Source organism: Myroides sp. TSA_177.3, assembly GCF_052691955.1.
In genome coordinates this window covers 17,632-32,968 of sequence record NZ_JBQZGD010000028.1, presented here as the reverse complement: position 1 = coordinate 32,968, position 15,337 = coordinate 17,632, and the positions used below count along the sequence as shown (strand labels likewise).

Here is a 15,337-nt window from a genome sequence, read left to right as displayed (position 1 = left end):
CTAAAATACGCATCCATTTATCCTGATACCAATAATAGTATCCTGGTGTCATGTCATTTTGTGTGAGCGTATTAAATACCAAAAGGCTATTTTCATAACCATTCCCATCATTTCCCGTAATCGTTTTGATATCCTGCGTAGAAGTTAAAGCCACTCGAGGAATTAAAATTCCTTTGTCGTTCGAAACGACATCTAGTTCCGATGATACATTAGGTACACGCGTGCCAATACCCGTTTGACTATAAGCTCCCCAAATTGCAATAAAAAAAGCCAGTGTGGTAATTTTCTTTTTCATACTATTTCAATATTTTTTATTAAAACTACCTAAATAAATGTTAATAAAATAAATAATCAACCGATTTTAACTATAAAATACAACAAATACGCACATCAAAATATTTTAAACAAAGGAATAATCACAAAACGAGAATCAATAACAAGGCGAGGGATTTTTTTCATCTATTAATCCGAATTTTCTTCTTCAACCCTCTAGTTGTGATTTTAAATTCTTTACCACTTCTGACTTCCCTCAACGAATCACCTCATCTTATTTCCCTTTACATTAAAAAACGAATCTGAAATAAAACTTATTTCAATACCTTTACGACACTCAAAAGCATCAATTAAAACGATTAGTAATTTCTCTAGCATGAGTAAAAACCGTTACTTCTATTAATAGTTAATTTTGAGCTTAGGCACCCCTTGGTAGCACAACATCTAACACCAAGTTCCTCCATTAACTACAAAACACTAAACCCTATGAAAGAGCATCACTACCAATCACAAATCGAGTGGACAGGAAATCAAGGTACAGGAACCAATCACTATGCGAAATACGAACGCAATCACACAATCCAAGTTGAAGGTAAGCCTTTACTAGCAGGTTCTTCTGACCCAGCTTTTCGCGGAGATCCAACAAAACACAATCCCGAAGATTTGTTTATCTCTACTCTTTCCTCCTGCCATATGTTGTGGTATCTACACTTTTGTTCTGTACATCAAGTTATTGTGGAAGCCTATACCGATACAGTTACTGGAATTATGATCGAAGAAAAAGATGGAAAAGGTCGATTCACTGAAGTGACCTTACATCCCGTAGTCACGGTTCAACAGCAAGACATGGTTGAACTAGCCCTGTCCTTACATCAAAAAGCAAGTGAATTTTGCTTTATTGCCAATTCGGTCAATTTTCCTGTGCAACATGTACCGACAATCAAGGTACGCGAAAGCTAACCTCAAAATAAATCCAAGACAATACAGCACGGAAAGATTTACACCAACAATATAAAAACAAACTAAATCTAAAGAAGAGAATTCAAATTCATCAATATAGCACCGAAAAAGAAATGAGGGTGGCCCAAAAGGCCACCCTCATTTCTTTGATTATATACGAGATTAAATAGGATTATTTTTTCTTTTATAAAGCCATAATAACCTAAATAAAAGCAATACACCCATTAGCCCTAAGCTGACTACAGTAATCCTACTCCCTGTTTTAATTACTTGAGGTTCAAATTCAATAATAATTATTCTTTAAAAAGGGGGTAAACTATTTCAAAAGCGAAAAAATATTCACTTGCTTTTCTTATAAAATACTGTGTATTTTTTATTCTTTAGCCGTTAAATCAAGCGTGATTCTATTCATCCACAACTGTTGTCTATCATTATTTTTTTCAAAATGCTGTAGCATGAACGGTGTATCATACCCTACTTTTTTATTGAAATAAAGCTGGCCATTGACATACACCTTGATGCGTTTCTTCACATTGACCATCTCAGGAGAAATGGCAATTGCCAAAGACTGAATACGAGATGTCGTCAGATGAAAGACATTGTCTTTATACTGTGCAATCACTTTACCTGATGCACGTGGAAAATCAAACGCGTCTTCATCGACAGCAACTTCTTCCATTGTGTCATCGTCATCACTGACATATTCCAACCATTTTGTAATTTTAAAATTCAAGGTAGATTGCCAATCCGCTTTGGAGGCTAAAGTATCTAATTTCATCTCTTGTAACCAATCTATACTGCCATTGGCTTCATCGTCGAATTCCCAAGTCAAAGAAGAAGGAAAAGGTTCTCTTTTTCGCTGCATTAAATCGGCAAACAGCAGTTGATACGCAGGTTCTGATTCATCAAATTCAGGAAACCAATGGGGAAATCCCTTATAGCGATATTCCTTATAATCTGCTCCTATGCCCTGCATCATAGCGGTCAAATCGTCATTGGCATTGGGAGGATAGTAGTAATCCTGATCCGTTGAGAAACTGATGAAATTTCTATTTTTTATATTCGCTACAAATGTACCGCCTGTATATACTTTAGGATGTGTATTAAACCCATAAAATCCGGCGAAAGGTGTTGCATGCTTCATTAAATAAGAGAAAACTCCTGTGGCTCCATTGGAATGCCCTGCTAGGAATACCTTATTGTCATCAACATGAATTGTTTCTTTGATGTTCTTCAATATACTTGGAATCATAAAGAAACCCGCATCAGAAGTCATCCAATTAAACTGTTTATTGGCGCGAGGAAATACGAGAATCACCTCGTGTTCATCGGCATATTTCGTGTAAAAGCGATTCCAACCTCCCAAGGTCATTTCTACTGTTTGAAATTCAAGCAACGGACTATATCGAACGGCTCCGTGTAAAAAGAACAACAACGGATAAGATTTCGCTGGGTTATAGTTTTTGGGTAAGTGAATATAATAGGACGTCTTGGTTGTGTCGTTTATCTGAAAACCAATTGAATAATCACGTTGATCTTTAGGTAAATAAGGGGTATCATACTTTAGCAATTCATATAGCTTTTTACCGTCCGTTACGCCGTTAAAATCTTGCTTTTTCGTTTTAAAAAATGCTTTTTCTTCTTTTTGAAGAATGAGATCGAGCTGTTTTTTTCGCTTTGTTGCTTCCGCTACAACTACCTTCCAACGTGGATCTGTTAGAAGGTTTTTACATTCTTCAATCGCATCTTCATGAACAATATTCATCCATCCTGGAAAACCATTGCCGTCTTTTTTTTCTCCAAGGAGTTGATCTAAGTAAGTAAATGCGAGGTCTTTTTCTTGTAGGGTTGAAGCCAAAACAGCTCCTTCATATAAATCATCTACAGCAATACTATCGGGAAATTGTGTAAACGCTTTTTGATACAACAATAAAGCTTGCTTGCGGCTTGTTTCCTCTTCTTTTTCTACTAAATCTTCTGCTTGCTTGATCCATTTTGTGTATCTTTCTTGCGCCATAACAACAGTACCGCAACAAAAGAAGATCCAAATAAGATAATGTTTCATTTTTTGGATTGTTTATGGCTAAGATACTTAACTTCTACGAATTCGTATACATCTGCTTTTCTTTTCTACACTAGCACAGTGACCAACACCTAATACCATCCTGATAAGAAGTTTCTTTGGATAATCCTTTTGGATAAATTGTGTTTTAATGATACCTTTCCTACTGGATTTTTCTTATCCTTTTTTTTTATTCCTTTCAGTAACACCGCTTATAGAGACGATGAATGCACTTTTAAAATTTGACCGAGAAGAGAAACAACTACGAGAACAATTAGCTAAACTACCTCGTACAAAATGGAATGCCCTATTTCCCATTCCATTTCTTGTGCTTTGCGCTTTCCTAATACCTGGAATTCCTTCAAAAAGAGATCGTCATGCTATGGCTGAAACGATGGGCTATTGGGAATCCTTTACTGCTATAGCCATTGTGTTTAGTCTAGCACTTCCTTTTATGATCTATTCTCACATTCAAAAAGTCAATGAAGAGATACACGATATAGAACGAAAACTCATTCGATTAAAATACAAGCGAAAAGAATGGGAAGCCGCTCAATCTTCTACCTGATAACCAAAACCATCTTATATCTATTGATTTGACAGGTGCAGAAATCTTTGAATTAGAAGAGAAAGACATCAGAATTCAAAATAAAGCTTTATTTGTTTTTTTTTAAGAAGTCTAAAAGAGCGGAGCGAAAAACGCTAAATCGAAGTAGGTATCTTATAAAACAGCATGTTATTTTTTCCATTTAGCAAAAAACACAAGTGCAAAACAAAGCGCAAACGCAACTCCCAATGAAACAAAAAACCAAAGCAATTGATGATTTTGAATACGGGAATCAAATTGTTCAAAATGCGGTTTAAAAACAAGTACTTCATCAACATTCGTATGTCCCAGATTAGCTAAAGCTGCTGCGTATTTTCCTCTGTCTTTTGCTTTATCTAACCCTTCCAGAAAAGTAAAACTTCGAAAGTTTGTTCCCTTGAATTCACTTTGAACTTCTCTTATAAACCGCTGGTAAATCATATTCAATTGCAGGTCATTCTTAGGGTTCCCCGTGTTTCTTTGATAAGAAACACCCAACCAATATGTATGATCCTTGGTTGGTTGATCCGAATAACGCTTAACTATTGGAAATACAGCGTATGCCCGAAAATATAAATCATAACTTGACTTTCCCGATGCTTTTATTTCGGTATACCATCCTACCATTTTGGTATCAAGATGATAGCGATTAACAGTATAATACTTGGATTTTGGTTCCTTATCTACTTGGGTAATATCTTCCAACGTTGTCAATTTCCCCAGGGCCTTATCAATATAATTTTGTGCAATCATCGTTGGTGCAATCATCGCAATACTAAATAGAGCACAGTAAAAATCCAACATTTTATCCTGTTTAAACTGCAACTGTTTCAATCTTGGACGCAAAATAAAAAACACTGTTATTGGGGGTACCACTATAGGTAGAAAAAACAAATACACATCTTCTCGTACAGGAAGATTTCCCACTATAAACAACAGCCAATGCAGAAAAGAAAGCCCGACAATAACAAGTACAGTAAGCTTTACCATAGGTAAGAAAATCAAGCGTATCTTTTTTGTTAATTCATTCATTGTATCGCATTTAGCATAGATTTATACTATACAGTATACGAAACTAAACGGATTAAGTGACTTATCACAATAAATTAAGCTTCATTTTTAAATTGCAACTCAATTCTTCCTACACAAAACGATATTATATTCAAACAAAAATCAATTATTATAATAATTATTCAAACAAATAGAAGTTTTTAATCAAAAACCTATTGTTTGCGATTATTTTTTGTACTACTTTTAAAAAACAAAATCAGATAAATCAACTCGTGATTTATTCGATATACAGCATCATTTCATTCTCAAATGATGATCAATACCCAATATCATACTATTTGCAAAACATCACTTTTCTAATCGAAAGAGAGGTATAAGCAAGCACCTACATCTACAGGCTTTCATAAACAAAAGCAATACAAGTATTATTTATTAACATTTTAATTTTTTAAACCATGAAAAAATCAATTTTTCTTGGAGTAGCATTCGCATTTGTTACTCTTATCGGATTAAGTAGTGCTAATTCTATTGGCACAGGTACTAAAACAACATTAGTTGGAGAAAAAAGCAACGTTATTACTAGCGAGAGCCGAAACTCAACCAATTCTAGTGCTACGACACACTCTAATGTAACTACTTTTGATGCCTTTATCCCTAGAAGATAAAGGAAAAAAGGCAAGGTCTAGGTCTAGTCCTAGACCTTACCTCTTTTTTAAGTTACCTCAACAAACAAAACGTTGGTGCAATCATCACAATACTAAATAAAGTACAATAAAAGCGCTGCATTTTATCCTGCTTAAACTGCAATTGTTTCAATCTTGGACACAAGATAAAAACACTGCGATTGGGGGTACAATTAGGAGTAGAAAAAAAATCAGATACATCCACTCGTGATTTATTCAATATTCAGTATCATTTCATTCTCGAATGAGGATCAATTCCCAACATCATACCGTTTGTAAAACGTCCCTTTGTAGTTCAAAGAGACGTATAAACAAGCATCTACAGGCTTTCATAAACAAAAGCAATACAAGTATTATTTATTAACATTTTAATTTTTTAAACCATGAAAAAATCAATTTTTCTTGGAGTAGCATTCGCATTTGTTACTCTTATCGGATTAAGTAGTGCTAATTCTATTGGTACAGGTACTAAAACAACATTAATTGGAGAAAAAAGCAATGCTATTAGTAACGAGAGTCGAAACTCAACCAATTCTATTGCTTCAACACAATCTAGTGCAAGTACTTTTGAGGCCTTTATCCCTAGAAGATAAAGAAAAAGGGTAAGGTCTATGATTAGACCTTACTTCTTTTTTAAGTTGCCCCAACAAACAAAACGTTAGTGGAATCACAGAAACAAAAAACAAAGATGACGCTAATGGATGTATCAAATGCATACTCTTCTTTTTTAAGCTATGCTATGTTTCTTATCTAGGACAGAGTATTAATCACCTCCCTATTGCTATATATATTCATTTTTTATTTGTCACTATGAAAAAATTATATCATTACTTCGTATACCTAGTACTACTCTTGTACTGTTCTTTTATTTTCCTAATTCAGGTTTATGATCAAGGTTATTTTAAATCTGATACCATCCAACAGATTAAAGAAAACTATGCACTACCATTTTTTGAACAAAACTGGAGCATGTTCTCCCCCAATCCTCCAATGGGCAATCACTATTTTCTAGTTCAATTCTGTACGGCAACACAGAAAAGTGATTTGATTGATATCCAACAGCTCATCAGAATGAGGAGCTATAGCTCTTTTTTTTCTATCGATCAACGACTAAAAAAATATTTTTCAGGGTGTTTCAATGATATAGTGAAACTACAGCGTAACAACATTAAGATTCAAGATAACCCCCATATTAGTCAAGGATTAGAATCTATTGTTAACTATTCCAAATTTGTTTTTCAAAATCAAGCTGATTTTCAATCCTTGATTCAGCCCCAAGACTCTGTTTTTATCAAACTATTTTTGGTTGATGAACAACTCAATACGGATATCCACCTCCCCAAAACGTATACAACTATTTATACTGAATTAGACAAACTCTTTTTAATACAACAGCACTAATGGAACATCGAACTACTGGTATTATACTACTTCGCATCTTAATAGGATTAAGCCTTATGAAGGATTTTATTACCTATTATACCCATCGAAATTTTATTTTCGATAACAACGGCATTGTTTCATACGAAACTTATCAAGATCTTGTGCATTACTATAACCTAGAACTTTTACATATTGATTTCAATCAGCCTAGTCATGTGTTCCTCTTTTGTCTTCTAGGCTTTCTATGCAGCTTGACTTTTACCTTGGGCATGCTTCCTCGAATTTCGGCTATATTGCTCTTTTTCTTGCTTTTTATATTCAAATTCAGAAATATCTACCTCCTTGATGGTGGAGATAATATCATTACAGCAATACTTCCTTTTTTCTTTTTTATTTCTTCTAAAAGTTTGTGTAAACCCTATACTAAAATTGTAGAAAAAATAGGTATTGAATCAAATTACTATCTCAAGAAACTTACTACTGTTGCTACTTTTGGTATTATGATTCAAATCTGTATCGTTTATGTCTTTGCAGGTTTACATAAACTACAGGGAGAAGTTTGGCTTGATGGTACTGCCCTTTACTACATTTTAAACACTAGTGATTTCTCTGCGTATGCCGTGAATGACTACATCACCCAATTTCCCCTTCTCGTTTATGCATTAACCTGGTCTACGATTGTTTTTCAATTGCTATTTCCCATTTTCGTCTGGTTTAATTCCACAAGAAAAATTATTTTACTTATTGGTATCCTCTTGCACTTGGGTATCTTAGTATTCATGCGAATTGATAATTTCTCTTTTATCATGTTGGCTTGTTATGCGGTTTTTTTTACAGATCAAGAATACGATACATTACAGTTAAAAACCAATCTATATCTAAAAATATAGACATTCACCTAGAAAACACCACCTCCTCTTTTTACGTGAATTTAGCATTGGTTTCATCATATTAGTTCTTTTATTCCATTCTCTTTTACGTGTATAAAAAGCGTATTTGAGTTTCTATTTGAGTCTTTTTACTGTACTTTTACGCTTACAATTGAAACTATACGATGGCAAAATATGACGATGCAGCTTGGCATTATAATGGAGACTTTCCAAAGGATTTACCGAAAGAAAACGGTGCAACGCATATTGGTATGCTTTTATCTTGGTGTATTGAAATGGAACTAATAGCTGAAGAGCAAGTAGAAGATAATAGCACGCAAATAACCCAAGTAAAAAATCGAACACAAACGGGTGTTGATTTTTTATTTAACTGTTGCGATGGTAAATTTACAACGGCTGACTTGAATGAGGTAGGTAATGGTTTTATTCAGGATTACTATGATGATGAAACGCTATTTGCACAAGCCTACAGTGACTATCTCTCTGATTATGCTCAAATCTTTAATATCAAAGTCATAGATCATTATTTAGATCATGATAGTTTATACCGCCTTGAAAATTCTTGGGCCAATTATGACCTGTTAAAGCCCATCCTCAATCAGCGTTTTATGGCTTGGCAAAATTTCAAATCGCAATAAAATTATTAATCCTTCGTGCTATTTTAGGCGTTTTTCTAAATAGGCATCAAAACGACTATCCAAGCATACACTGATATCCGTTGTCAAAAATTCCCCTTGATAGAATAAACTAAAAATAGTTGCAGGACTTGGTGCTTGTTGGGCTTGTTCACTGGATTCCAATTTGACCATAGTTAGGGATAAATTGCGTTTTTTTGCAGTTGCCACCAATGCATGTTCCACATGCAAAGCTGAAAATGGACAACGATTTGAATAGTATACCGTAAGCTCTGTTGTTTCTTTACATCGCCCAGTCTTTACACTGTCATTAAATGTAGGATCTACTGCAGTTGCCTCTAATTTTAAAGCCAATAAACTAAAACCTGAACTTGTTTGTTCCATGGTTTTAAACCCTTGTTTCAACAACCATTTGGTATCACTCATGAAGTGAAACTTTTTCGTTCCTACTACCGTTACCAATCCCTTATAATTGTTTTGCTTAGCATCATCAATAGCCAGTTGGAGTAACTGTTTGGCATATCCTTTTCCTTTATATTGTCCAGAAACCCAAAAGCAATTAATCAACAAATAATCCGGCGCTATCACGGGTGCCCAACCTATTGCCGCGGGTCCGTATTCAATAAACACTTTAGCCCTCGCATCTAATCGACGAAAGACATAGCCATGCTCCATTTCTCTTCTCAACCAATCTTTCTTTAATTGGTATCCTTCCTGCGATTTTTTATCTGCTATAGCGCAACAGATATGCTCTTGTTCGATGTTGTGCTGATCTAGTTTGATGAAGTTTTCCATTGTGTTTCAATCGGATGATAGACAAATTTACCTATACCTAAAAGTACGCCAAATAAACGAACCCAAGGAAGAATGAGCCTTTTAATTTCTATACCGTCAACGCATAAAAAAAGGCTTAGTGTATTTCACTAAGCCTCTCTTTTCTATATTCTATTTTTATAAACTCTTCGCAATTTTTTTTGCGAATTCTTTTCCTGTTTTTGCAAATCCTTCTCCAATTCGAGTTTCATTATTAAAGTTTGAACCAAATTGATTTCCAGGCATATCTATAAATTTATGATAGGCTAACACCACGGTTGGGTTCTCTCTACTTACTAATTTCAATGTTGAAGTAACTTTAGCTCCTTGTCTCATAATTCCAGCATCCCACCCTGGGTAAATCCACAGCACATCAACCAATAAAAGGTATTTTGAGTTCGGTGCATTTTTAGTAAATTTTATTTTTCTATCGGTATACTTGTTCGCTAACAATAAAAATTTAGGATCCCAAATTTCTTCTTTACTACGCTCCCAACTCTTCACCCAAAATTCTCCTGATCCTTCATCTTTCTTTTCTAAGTTTTTGATGTGGTTTTGTACATACTCTTCTTCCGTAAAGTTTTCCTTCATCATACGAAGATTATCATAGGTAAAAACAACCTCAACTTCTTTTTCCCCCTGCAAGAGCTTAAAATCTTTGATGGTTTGTGCAAACGATTGTACTGTTCCTAAAACAACAAACAGTACGATATAAAATGCTTTTTTCATTATGTAGTATAATTTGCTGCAAAAGTACTATTAAGAACATATTAACCAAAATTTTATATTGCTTTATATTTAAATCATATAAAATAGGCACAGCACTCTCGTGCTGTGCCTACAACTTAACGTAAAAAAACAAACGTTTTTATTGTTATATAAAATAATAAACAAACGTTTCAACAAAAATTTTACTAATTATTACTTGGCTTTTATACGTTCAAAAATACAAGCTATATCTCTTTTTATTCTTACACTTTTTGCTTGTTAAACCCTACATATCACAGCAAAAAAAGAGAGTATCCTTGTGGGATACTCTCTTGCTTATTTTATTTCTTTAAAAACGTCTTTGGAATAAATATCATCTAATCCGTAGAAAAGACGCCCTTTTAGACTTGCTGTTGGTGTGATGTATACTGAATCTAATCCGTAATTAATTGATTTTGCCACTAATTCGGTACAATACAACTTATCATCATCCTCTGCATTAAAATTTAAGTCAAATTTTACTTGTAACTGAACGTATTCTTTCGCTTTATTCAACATTGTGTTTCGAGCTATTGAATCCATTTGATTCTCAAAAAAAGTATAGGTTTTAGCATTTTTGATAAAGCTACTCACCTGTTCCCTTAAAGCGAATCCCTCTCCTGTAAATTCATCGGCTTCAATATGATAAACAAAAATAGAATCTTGTTCTTTACTGATAATACCGATATGTGAGTATTTCTTATCCCGAGATCCCATTTGTCTAAAAAGATCTGAGAGATACCCTGTTCCTTGTCGAACAATTAAATCTCCACTTTTTAAAGGAACTAAAATTTCAATTTCAGATTCCTCTGTTTTAGAAGCTTGGGTACAAGAGACGAAAAGTAAAAAAAGACTAAGTAAGCATCGGTTTATTTTTGAGGTTCCATATTGACCAACCATTTTCCATCCATTTTCACTAAGGTAACTTCTGATTCTTTTCCTTTTTGATTTTTCACTGTTACCCATGCTTTACTATCCACAATAGAATCTTTTACAAACTCTATTTTTGTCTCAGGCTCAACTGGTAATCCACCAAAAGATACCGCCATTTCTAATAATTTCCCTGTAGGTTCTGTTGCGTATTTTTTCGCTTCATCTATTTTTCCCTTAGCTACATTCTCTGTAAACTTAATCGCTACATCTTTGGGCCCTTGAGAACAAGAAGCCAATAAAAGTCCTAAAGACAATACCATTGCAATTTTTTTCATCTTTCAAAATATTTAAAATACAAGACAAAATTAACATTAATTATTTAAAATTTTACACAAAATCAAACAATTGTCATCCAATATTTACATTTACAAAAATCAATTTTTCATTTTATTAAGCAACAGTCCTTTTTGGATAAAAAAAAGAGAGAAAACGCGCTACGTTTTCTCTCTCTCTATATCTGAAAGCCTTTTAATGTTGCTTGTGTGTTTTTCTATACTGAATAGGTGTAACTCCCACCTGTTTTTTAAAGAATCGTCCGAGGTAGGATTCTTCAGTAAAATTGAGATCCCCAGCAATAATAGCCACAGTATCATTGGTTTGTATTAACCTAGATTTGATTTCATCAACTAGTTGCTTTTGGATGAAATAACTCGCAGGAAAACCAGTTATCTCTTTGACAACATCGTTGAGATAATGGGGATGTACATGCAACAAGGCAGCATACTCATTGACTTGTTTGAGTACTATAATTTTCTGATTCACTAAAAGTTGAAAACGAGCAACCAGTTGTTCTTTACGTGATAAAACAAAAGGCGTTTCTACTTTTTTATGGTTGTAAATACGTTCTGCTTCCAATAAAATAATATTCAAGAACATACGTACAAGCAAGTCGTCATTAAAGGTTTGCTTTTGGCATTTCTCATTGTTTAGCTTCCAAAACAAATGCTCCATCATCGACACTTCTCGCTCTCCCAAATTCACAAATGGCTGCTGACCAAATTGAAAAAACGGGAAGCTATTCAACTTGATTTGATGTTTCAAACAAAGTAAGAAATAATCTGAATCAAAAAGACACATAAATCCTTGTACGTCATCACTCCATTGTTGGATATGATGCAGTTGATTCTCCCCTATAAAATACATATCCCCAGCGGTAAAAGTATGTTTGGTATACCCAATAATCTCCTCCACTTCCCCTGCTGTAATAAGCACCATGGTATAGAACTGTTTTCTCGTTTGTCTACCTGACACAAAAGTGGGCAATTGGGATAAGTTTTCCAACGTAAAAATCTCCAAAAACCCGATGCCACTTTGATATGCAATCGTGCAACATTCTTCACACACAATATTGCCTTCTTGATCAGCAAAATACAGCGCTTTAAATTCTTCTAGCGTATGAATTTCTTTGATATTATCTTCGCTTTTCATCCTTCCCTTTATTTATATTAAAGATAGCAACAACTTTTGATACTAACGATATGGTAGTTCTTTTTCTGATTAACTAAACAGTATCGCATGCAGTACAAGCCCACCCAAGTAAAGTCCGACACCATAAATAGTATGTGCCATTAAACTTCTGAACCGTGCTGTTTGCGGTTGTGGAGTTTTGGAAGCCGCAATACCAAAGCCAAAAGCTGGTTGCATCATAAAGAATGGCGCTACTGTAGTAAGAATTCCAATTAATAAAGCAGGAATCACCGTTGGATGACCAACCCATGCTACGCCCCAAATAAGCAATAAAACAAAGGCAAAAGTAATTCCTATTAAGTAATGAGCAGCCCATCCAATTGCTCTTTCTCCTGCAATAGGCGTCGCCTGCATGATGTTCGCATGGCTAAATACTCCGTGCTTAAAATGACCAATCCATCTCCCTAAAAATGCATAATTTAGGGAAGGAATATTAAACGCCTTTTTCAATACAACGGCATATAAATCCATAAAAATAGTTGCACTTACTCCGATAACTATCGAATATCCTATAAGTTGTAGTATCGTATTCATCATAATCTGTTTATTTATTCTATACAAAAGTAGGACTTTCCCCCTGTCTAGTATAGATCCTATTTGGAGTAAAAACAGGACAAATCACAGATAAAAAAAGAGGACTGTCCAAGGTCCTCTTTTCGTCAACAAACTAGCAAACGATACAAAGTATTCGCATAGCATTCAGTAATTAAGTAATAATATGATCTAAAAACTTTCGTTCAAACCTTTGATTCTTTCGATAAAGAGAAGGCGGAATCCCGACTGTTTTTTTAAATTGTTTACTCATGTGACTGACGTCTTTATAATGTAATTGTTGTGCAATTTCTTCCAGTGATAACTCACAATATGAAATCAGTTCCTTCACCTTTTCAATGCGTTGTAGGATATAATACTTCTCTATGGTTAAGGTCGTATGTGCTACAAATAATCGGGCAATTCTCGCATAACTCATGGAGGAAGTAGAAGCCAAATAATCGGATAAATTCAAATGGGATAAATGCTTCTGTTGAACATAAGCAATGATCTTGGTTTTCACCTGTTCTACCACAATCTGTTTCGCATCATCCAAAACTTCAAATCCCACTTGAGACAATCGTTCCTTGATTTCATTATTCATGGGTTGTGTTATGGGTTTTTCCAACTCCACTTCGCCTAAACGCACAACTTTCACTTTTACCTCTAACTTCAACAACTCTTGCTGTACCAAGGTAATACACCTTGGACAAACCATGTTTTTTACATATAAAATTAAATCGCGCTTCATACTTTAAAAATATAGGGAAGTAGGAACTACTCCCCTATGGAACAAATTAATTAACCTGTGCCTCTGCTACAAATTGTTGGTAATTCGCTTCATTTTTAAAATAAGCAACTTCACCGTTGTCTCCTATCATGACAATGTAAGCTTCGGCTTTATCTACTGTTTCTAAGGTAAAAGGGTCTTTGGCGTAACGCACACTTTCATCCTCTGGAATTCTAGATTGACACATCGCACAACAGCCGTAATATATTTTGCCGTCATGCTCTACTTCTAATTGTTTTTTCCCCATAAAAGCATCGTTCACCATACAAACTAATTCCTTGGGAACCACATCTCCTTTTTTGTATTTCTCAGAAGACGCAACAGGCTCTCCCATGCTGTGATTCATTTCTTCTTTCACCTGTTCTAAAGCGGCTTCTGCTTGTTGGTTATCTCCTTGTTTTTTTTCTCCACATGCAATAGCTACTACACTTACGGCTAATACTACTGCGATTTTAATTCCTTGTCTTTTCATTTTCTTATTTAATTTTTTGTTCATGCATAATTTCTTCTGTTGCCATCTTCAGGATTTGTGTTCCTGCAGTTAATTCGCCAAAAACCTCAACCATCATCGGCATTACTCTTCCTTTGGCTACTTTGATATGATAGGCAACTCCATCTCGTACCTCAATAACATATACCCCTAAATTACTCTCAACTAAAGCCGATTTAGGCACAAAGAAACTCGGTTCTTCTCTTTTTAATTGTAGGGTTACATCCGCAATCATATTGGGTTTCAACAGCTGTTCTTTGTTGTTGATGTCTGCTTGGATTTGCTCTGCACGCAGTTTCAAATCTAAACTTCCCGCTTTTCGAGTTATCACACCTGTAAATTCCTTTTGAGGCAAGGTTCTCACTTTAAACTTAACTGTATCCCCTTCTTTGATATAAGGCGTATTGGCCTCAGCAATAGATAAGTTTAAGCGCAGCGTATGAATATCTTCTACAATAAGCAAGGGGGTTTTACTCATTGGTCCTACATAAGCGCCTTTATCGACCTGTCTATCCGTAATGACTCCATCAAAAGGTGCTCGAATAACCAGGTACTGATCAATGTTCTGCATCTCTTCATAGGCCGATTTTGTTGCCGCTAACTGTGCTTTATCTGCTAACATTTTGGCTGTAATCTGCTCTAAATAATCTGGAGCAATTGCACCCGGTGTTTCATTCGCTTTTAGGGTGCGATCGTACGTGGCTTTGGTCGAAATATACATCGCTTCTTGGGCTTTCCACTTCGCTTGAGCATTGGATACTTGAGCCTGAATTTCAGGTGCTTCCAACACCATTAATACTTGTCCCTTTTTTACGTGATCTCCAATATCTACTCGCAAATCTGTCACATAACTATTTACTTTCGCAAATAGTTCCGTGCGTTGATCGGCTCTCAATTCACCAGGTAACTGTAAAGGAACCACAGGATTACTCTTCTCAATGGCCACCGTTTCTTTGTTATTCATCCCAGGCATCATCATACCTGTTTCGCCTTTTTTCTCTTCCGTTTCTGGCGTTTTCTTATCTGCACACGCAGTTAATACTACTAAACTAACTAGGGTTATATATATTCTTTTCATGATTC

The 15,337-nt window shown here is 34.9% G+C and carries 18 protein-coding genes and 1 pseudogene; 7 read left to right on the top strand and 12 right to left on the bottom strand.

The window, feature by feature from the left end; all coding sequences use genetic code 11:
- A pseudogene (locus ACUTSE_RS16870) lies at positions 1–295 on the bottom strand (hypothetical protein); the annotation flags it as partial.
- A 464-nt stretch (positions 296–759) separates the two neighbouring features.
- Between ACUTSE_RS16870 and ACUTSE_RS16865 the strand changes: the two are divergent.
- Positions 760–1,233 (top strand): OsmC family protein, encoded by a 474-nt coding sequence (locus ACUTSE_RS16865; RefSeq protein WP_445641079.1) that lies wholly within the window; start codon positions 760–762, stop codon positions 1,231–1,233.
- A 373-nt stretch (positions 1,234–1,606) separates the two neighbouring features.
- On the opposite strand, the gene ACUTSE_RS16860 is transcribed toward ACUTSE_RS16865, so the two are convergent.
- Entirely contained in the window at positions 1,607–3,298 is a 1,692-nt protein-coding gene (locus ACUTSE_RS16860; RefSeq protein WP_445641078.1) for an alpha/beta hydrolase-fold protein, read from the bottom strand.
- Positions 3,299–3,446: 148 nt separating this feature from the next.
- Here ACUTSE_RS16860 and ACUTSE_RS16855 point away from each other — a divergent pair, with 148 nt between their 5' ends.
- Complete coding sequence (locus ACUTSE_RS16855) at positions 3,447–3,863, top strand: hypothetical protein (RefSeq protein ID WP_445641077.1); 417 nt, start codon at positions 3,447–3,449, stop codon at positions 3,861–3,863.
- Positions 3,864–4,031: 168 nt separating this feature from the next.
- Here ACUTSE_RS16855 and ACUTSE_RS16850 read toward each other — a convergent pair whose 3' ends face one another.
- Entirely contained in the window at positions 4,032–4,913 is an 882-nt protein-coding gene (locus ACUTSE_RS16850) for a hypothetical protein (protein WP_445641076.1), read from the bottom strand.
- Positions 4,914–5,347: 434 nt separating this feature from the next.
- On the opposite strand from ACUTSE_RS16850, the gene ACUTSE_RS16845 reads away from it, so the two are divergent.
- The 5 genes from ACUTSE_RS16845 to ACUTSE_RS16825 all read left to right on the top strand — a co-directional run bounded on the left by ACUTSE_RS16845 (position 5,348) and on the right by ACUTSE_RS16825 (position 8,486).
- Complete coding sequence (locus tag ACUTSE_RS16845) at positions 5,348–5,557, top strand: hypothetical protein (protein ID WP_445641075.1); 210 nt, start codon at positions 5,348–5,350, stop codon at positions 5,555–5,557.
- Positions 5,558–5,958: 401 nt separating this feature from the next.
- Complete coding sequence (locus tag ACUTSE_RS16840) at positions 5,959–6,168, top strand: hypothetical protein (RefSeq protein ID WP_445641074.1); 210 nt, start codon at positions 5,959–5,961, stop codon at positions 6,166–6,168.
- Between the two features lie 217 nt (positions 6,169–6,385).
- Complete coding sequence (locus tag ACUTSE_RS16835; protein ID WP_445641073.1) at positions 6,386–6,976, top strand: DUF5819 family protein; 591 nt, start codon at positions 6,386–6,388, stop codon at positions 6,974–6,976.
- The gene (locus tag ACUTSE_RS16830; protein ID WP_445641072.1) at positions 6,976–7,848 is read left to right on the top strand and encodes an HTTM domain-containing protein; all 873 of its coding nucleotides are present in this window, start codon (positions 6,976–6,978) and stop codon (positions 7,846–7,848) included. Before ACUTSE_RS16835 ends, ACUTSE_RS16830 begins: the two co-directional genes overlap by 1 nt.
- Positions 7,849–8,012: 164 nt before the next feature.
- Complete coding sequence (locus tag ACUTSE_RS16825) at positions 8,013–8,486, top strand: DUF7832 domain-containing protein (RefSeq protein ID WP_445641071.1); 474 nt, start codon at positions 8,013–8,015, stop codon at positions 8,484–8,486.
- An 18-nt stretch (positions 8,487–8,504) separates the two neighbouring features.
- On the opposite strand, the gene ACUTSE_RS16820 is transcribed toward ACUTSE_RS16825, so the two are convergent.
- The 9 genes from ACUTSE_RS16820 to ACUTSE_RS16780 all read right to left on the bottom strand — a co-directional run bounded on the left by ACUTSE_RS16820 (position 8,505) and on the right by ACUTSE_RS16780 (position 15,332).
- On the bottom strand, positions 8,505–9,278 hold the full coding sequence (locus tag ACUTSE_RS16820; RefSeq protein ID WP_445641070.1) for an N-acetyltransferase: 774 nt from the start codon (positions 9,276–9,278) through the stop codon (positions 8,505–8,507).
- Positions 9,279–9,434: 156 nt separating this feature from the next.
- Positions 9,435–10,025 (bottom strand): hypothetical protein, encoded by a 591-nt coding sequence (locus tag ACUTSE_RS16815; protein WP_445641069.1) that lies wholly within the window; start codon positions 10,023–10,025, stop codon positions 9,435–9,437.
- 315 nt (positions 10,026–10,340) lie between these two features.
- Complete coding sequence (locus ACUTSE_RS16810; protein ID WP_445641068.1) at positions 10,341–10,943, bottom strand: YiiX/YebB-like N1pC/P60 family cysteine hydrolase; 603 nt, start codon at positions 10,941–10,943, stop codon at positions 10,341–10,343.
- The gene (locus tag ACUTSE_RS16805; RefSeq protein ID WP_002991229.1) at positions 10,913–11,251 is read right to left on the bottom strand and encodes a DUF4878 domain-containing protein; all 339 of its coding nucleotides are present in this window, start codon (positions 11,249–11,251) and stop codon (positions 10,913–10,915) included. The genes ACUTSE_RS16810 and ACUTSE_RS16805 overlap by 31 nt, the downstream gene beginning before the upstream one ends.
- A gap of 193 nt (positions 11,252–11,444) precedes the next feature.
- Positions 11,445–12,404: a helix-turn-helix domain-containing protein gene (locus tag ACUTSE_RS16800; RefSeq protein WP_445641067.1), complete on the bottom strand. Its 960-nt coding sequence runs from the start codon at positions 12,402–12,404 to the stop codon at positions 11,445–11,447.
- 69 nt (positions 12,405–12,473) lie between these two features.
- Positions 12,474–12,977: a DUF2938 domain-containing protein gene (locus ACUTSE_RS16795; protein ID WP_445641080.1), complete on the bottom strand. Its 504-nt coding sequence runs from the start codon at positions 12,975–12,977 to the stop codon at positions 12,474–12,476.
- 172 nt (positions 12,978–13,149) lie between these two features.
- Positions 13,150–13,725 carry a helix-turn-helix domain-containing protein gene (locus ACUTSE_RS16790; protein WP_445641066.1) on the bottom strand — a complete coding sequence of 192 codons (576 nt, stop codon included), beginning with the start codon at positions 13,723–13,725 and terminating at the stop codon, positions 13,150–13,152.
- Positions 13,726–13,771: 46 nt separating this feature from the next.
- Complete coding sequence (locus ACUTSE_RS16785; RefSeq protein WP_262895677.1) at positions 13,772–14,260, bottom strand: hypothetical protein; 489 nt, start codon at positions 14,258–14,260, stop codon at positions 13,772–13,774.
- On the bottom strand, positions 14,241–15,332 hold the full coding sequence (locus ACUTSE_RS16780; RefSeq protein ID WP_445641065.1) for an efflux RND transporter periplasmic adaptor subunit: 1,092 nt from the start codon (positions 15,330–15,332) through the stop codon (positions 14,241–14,243). Before ACUTSE_RS16780 ends, ACUTSE_RS16785 begins: the two co-directional genes overlap by 20 nt.
- Between the last annotated feature and the right edge of the window lie 5 nt (positions 15,333–15,337).

Excerpts from the sequence above, each read along its gene's own strand:
- ACUTSE_RS16850 (WP_445641076.1), bottom strand. The coding sequence starts at position 4,913 with ATGAATGAATTAACAAAAAAGATACGCTTGATTTTCTTACCTATGGTA.
- ACUTSE_RS16860 (WP_445641078.1), bottom strand. The coding sequence starts at position 3,298 with ATGAAACATTATCTTATTTGGATCTTCTTTTGTTGCGGTACTGTTGTT.
- ACUTSE_RS16840 (WP_445641074.1), top strand. The coding sequence starts at position 5,959 with ATGAAAAAATCAATTTTTCTTGGAGTAGCATTCGCATTTGTTACTCTT.
- ACUTSE_RS16825 (WP_445641071.1), top strand. The coding sequence starts at position 8,013 with ATGGCAAAATATGACGATGCAGCTTGGCATTATAATGGAGACTTTCCA.
- ACUTSE_RS16820 (WP_445641070.1), bottom strand. The coding sequence starts at position 9,278 with ATGGAAAACTTCATCAAACTAGATCAGCACAACATCGAACAAGAGCAT.
- ACUTSE_RS16845 (WP_445641075.1), top strand. The coding sequence starts at position 5,348 with ATGAAAAAATCAATTTTTCTTGGAGTAGCATTCGCATTTGTTACTCTT.
- ACUTSE_RS16805 (WP_002991229.1), bottom strand. The coding sequence starts at position 11,251 with ATGAAAAAAATTGCAATGGTATTGTCTTTAGGACTTTTATTGGCTTCT.
- ACUTSE_RS16800 (WP_445641067.1), bottom strand. The coding sequence starts at position 12,404 with ATGAAAAGCGAAGATAATATCAAAGAAATTCATACGCTAGAAGAATTT.
- ACUTSE_RS16835 (WP_445641073.1), top strand. The coding sequence starts at position 6,386 with ATGAAAAAATTATATCATTACTTCGTATACCTAGTACTACTCTTGTAC.
- ACUTSE_RS16810 (WP_445641068.1), bottom strand. The coding sequence starts at position 10,943 with ATGGTTGGTCAATATGGAACCTCAAAAATAAACCGATGCTTACTTAGT.
- ACUTSE_RS16795 (WP_445641080.1), bottom strand. The coding sequence starts at position 12,977 with ATGAATACGATACTACAACTTATAGGATATTCGATAGTTATCGGAGTA.
- ACUTSE_RS16790 (WP_445641066.1), bottom strand. The coding sequence starts at position 13,725 with ATGAAGCGCGATTTAATTTTATATGTAAAAAACATGGTTTGTCCAAGG.
- ACUTSE_RS16780 (WP_445641065.1), bottom strand. The coding sequence starts at position 15,332 with ATGAAAAGAATATATATAACCCTAGTTAGTTTAGTAGTATTAACTGCG.
- ACUTSE_RS16815 (WP_445641069.1), bottom strand. The coding sequence starts at position 10,025 with ATGAAAAAAGCATTTTATATCGTACTGTTTGTTGTTTTAGGAACAGTA.
- ACUTSE_RS16865 (WP_445641079.1), top strand. The coding sequence starts at position 760 with ATGAAAGAGCATCACTACCAATCACAAATCGAGTGGACAGGAAATCAA.
- ACUTSE_RS16855 (WP_445641077.1), top strand. The coding sequence starts at position 3,447 with ATGATACCTTTCCTACTGGATTTTTCTTATCCTTTTTTTTTATTCCTT.
- ACUTSE_RS16830 (WP_445641072.1), top strand. The coding sequence starts at position 6,976 with ATGGAACATCGAACTACTGGTATTATACTACTTCGCATCTTAATAGGA.
- ACUTSE_RS16785 (WP_262895677.1), bottom strand. The coding sequence starts at position 14,260 with ATGAACAAAAAATTAAATAAGAAAATGAAAAGACAAGGAATTAAAATC.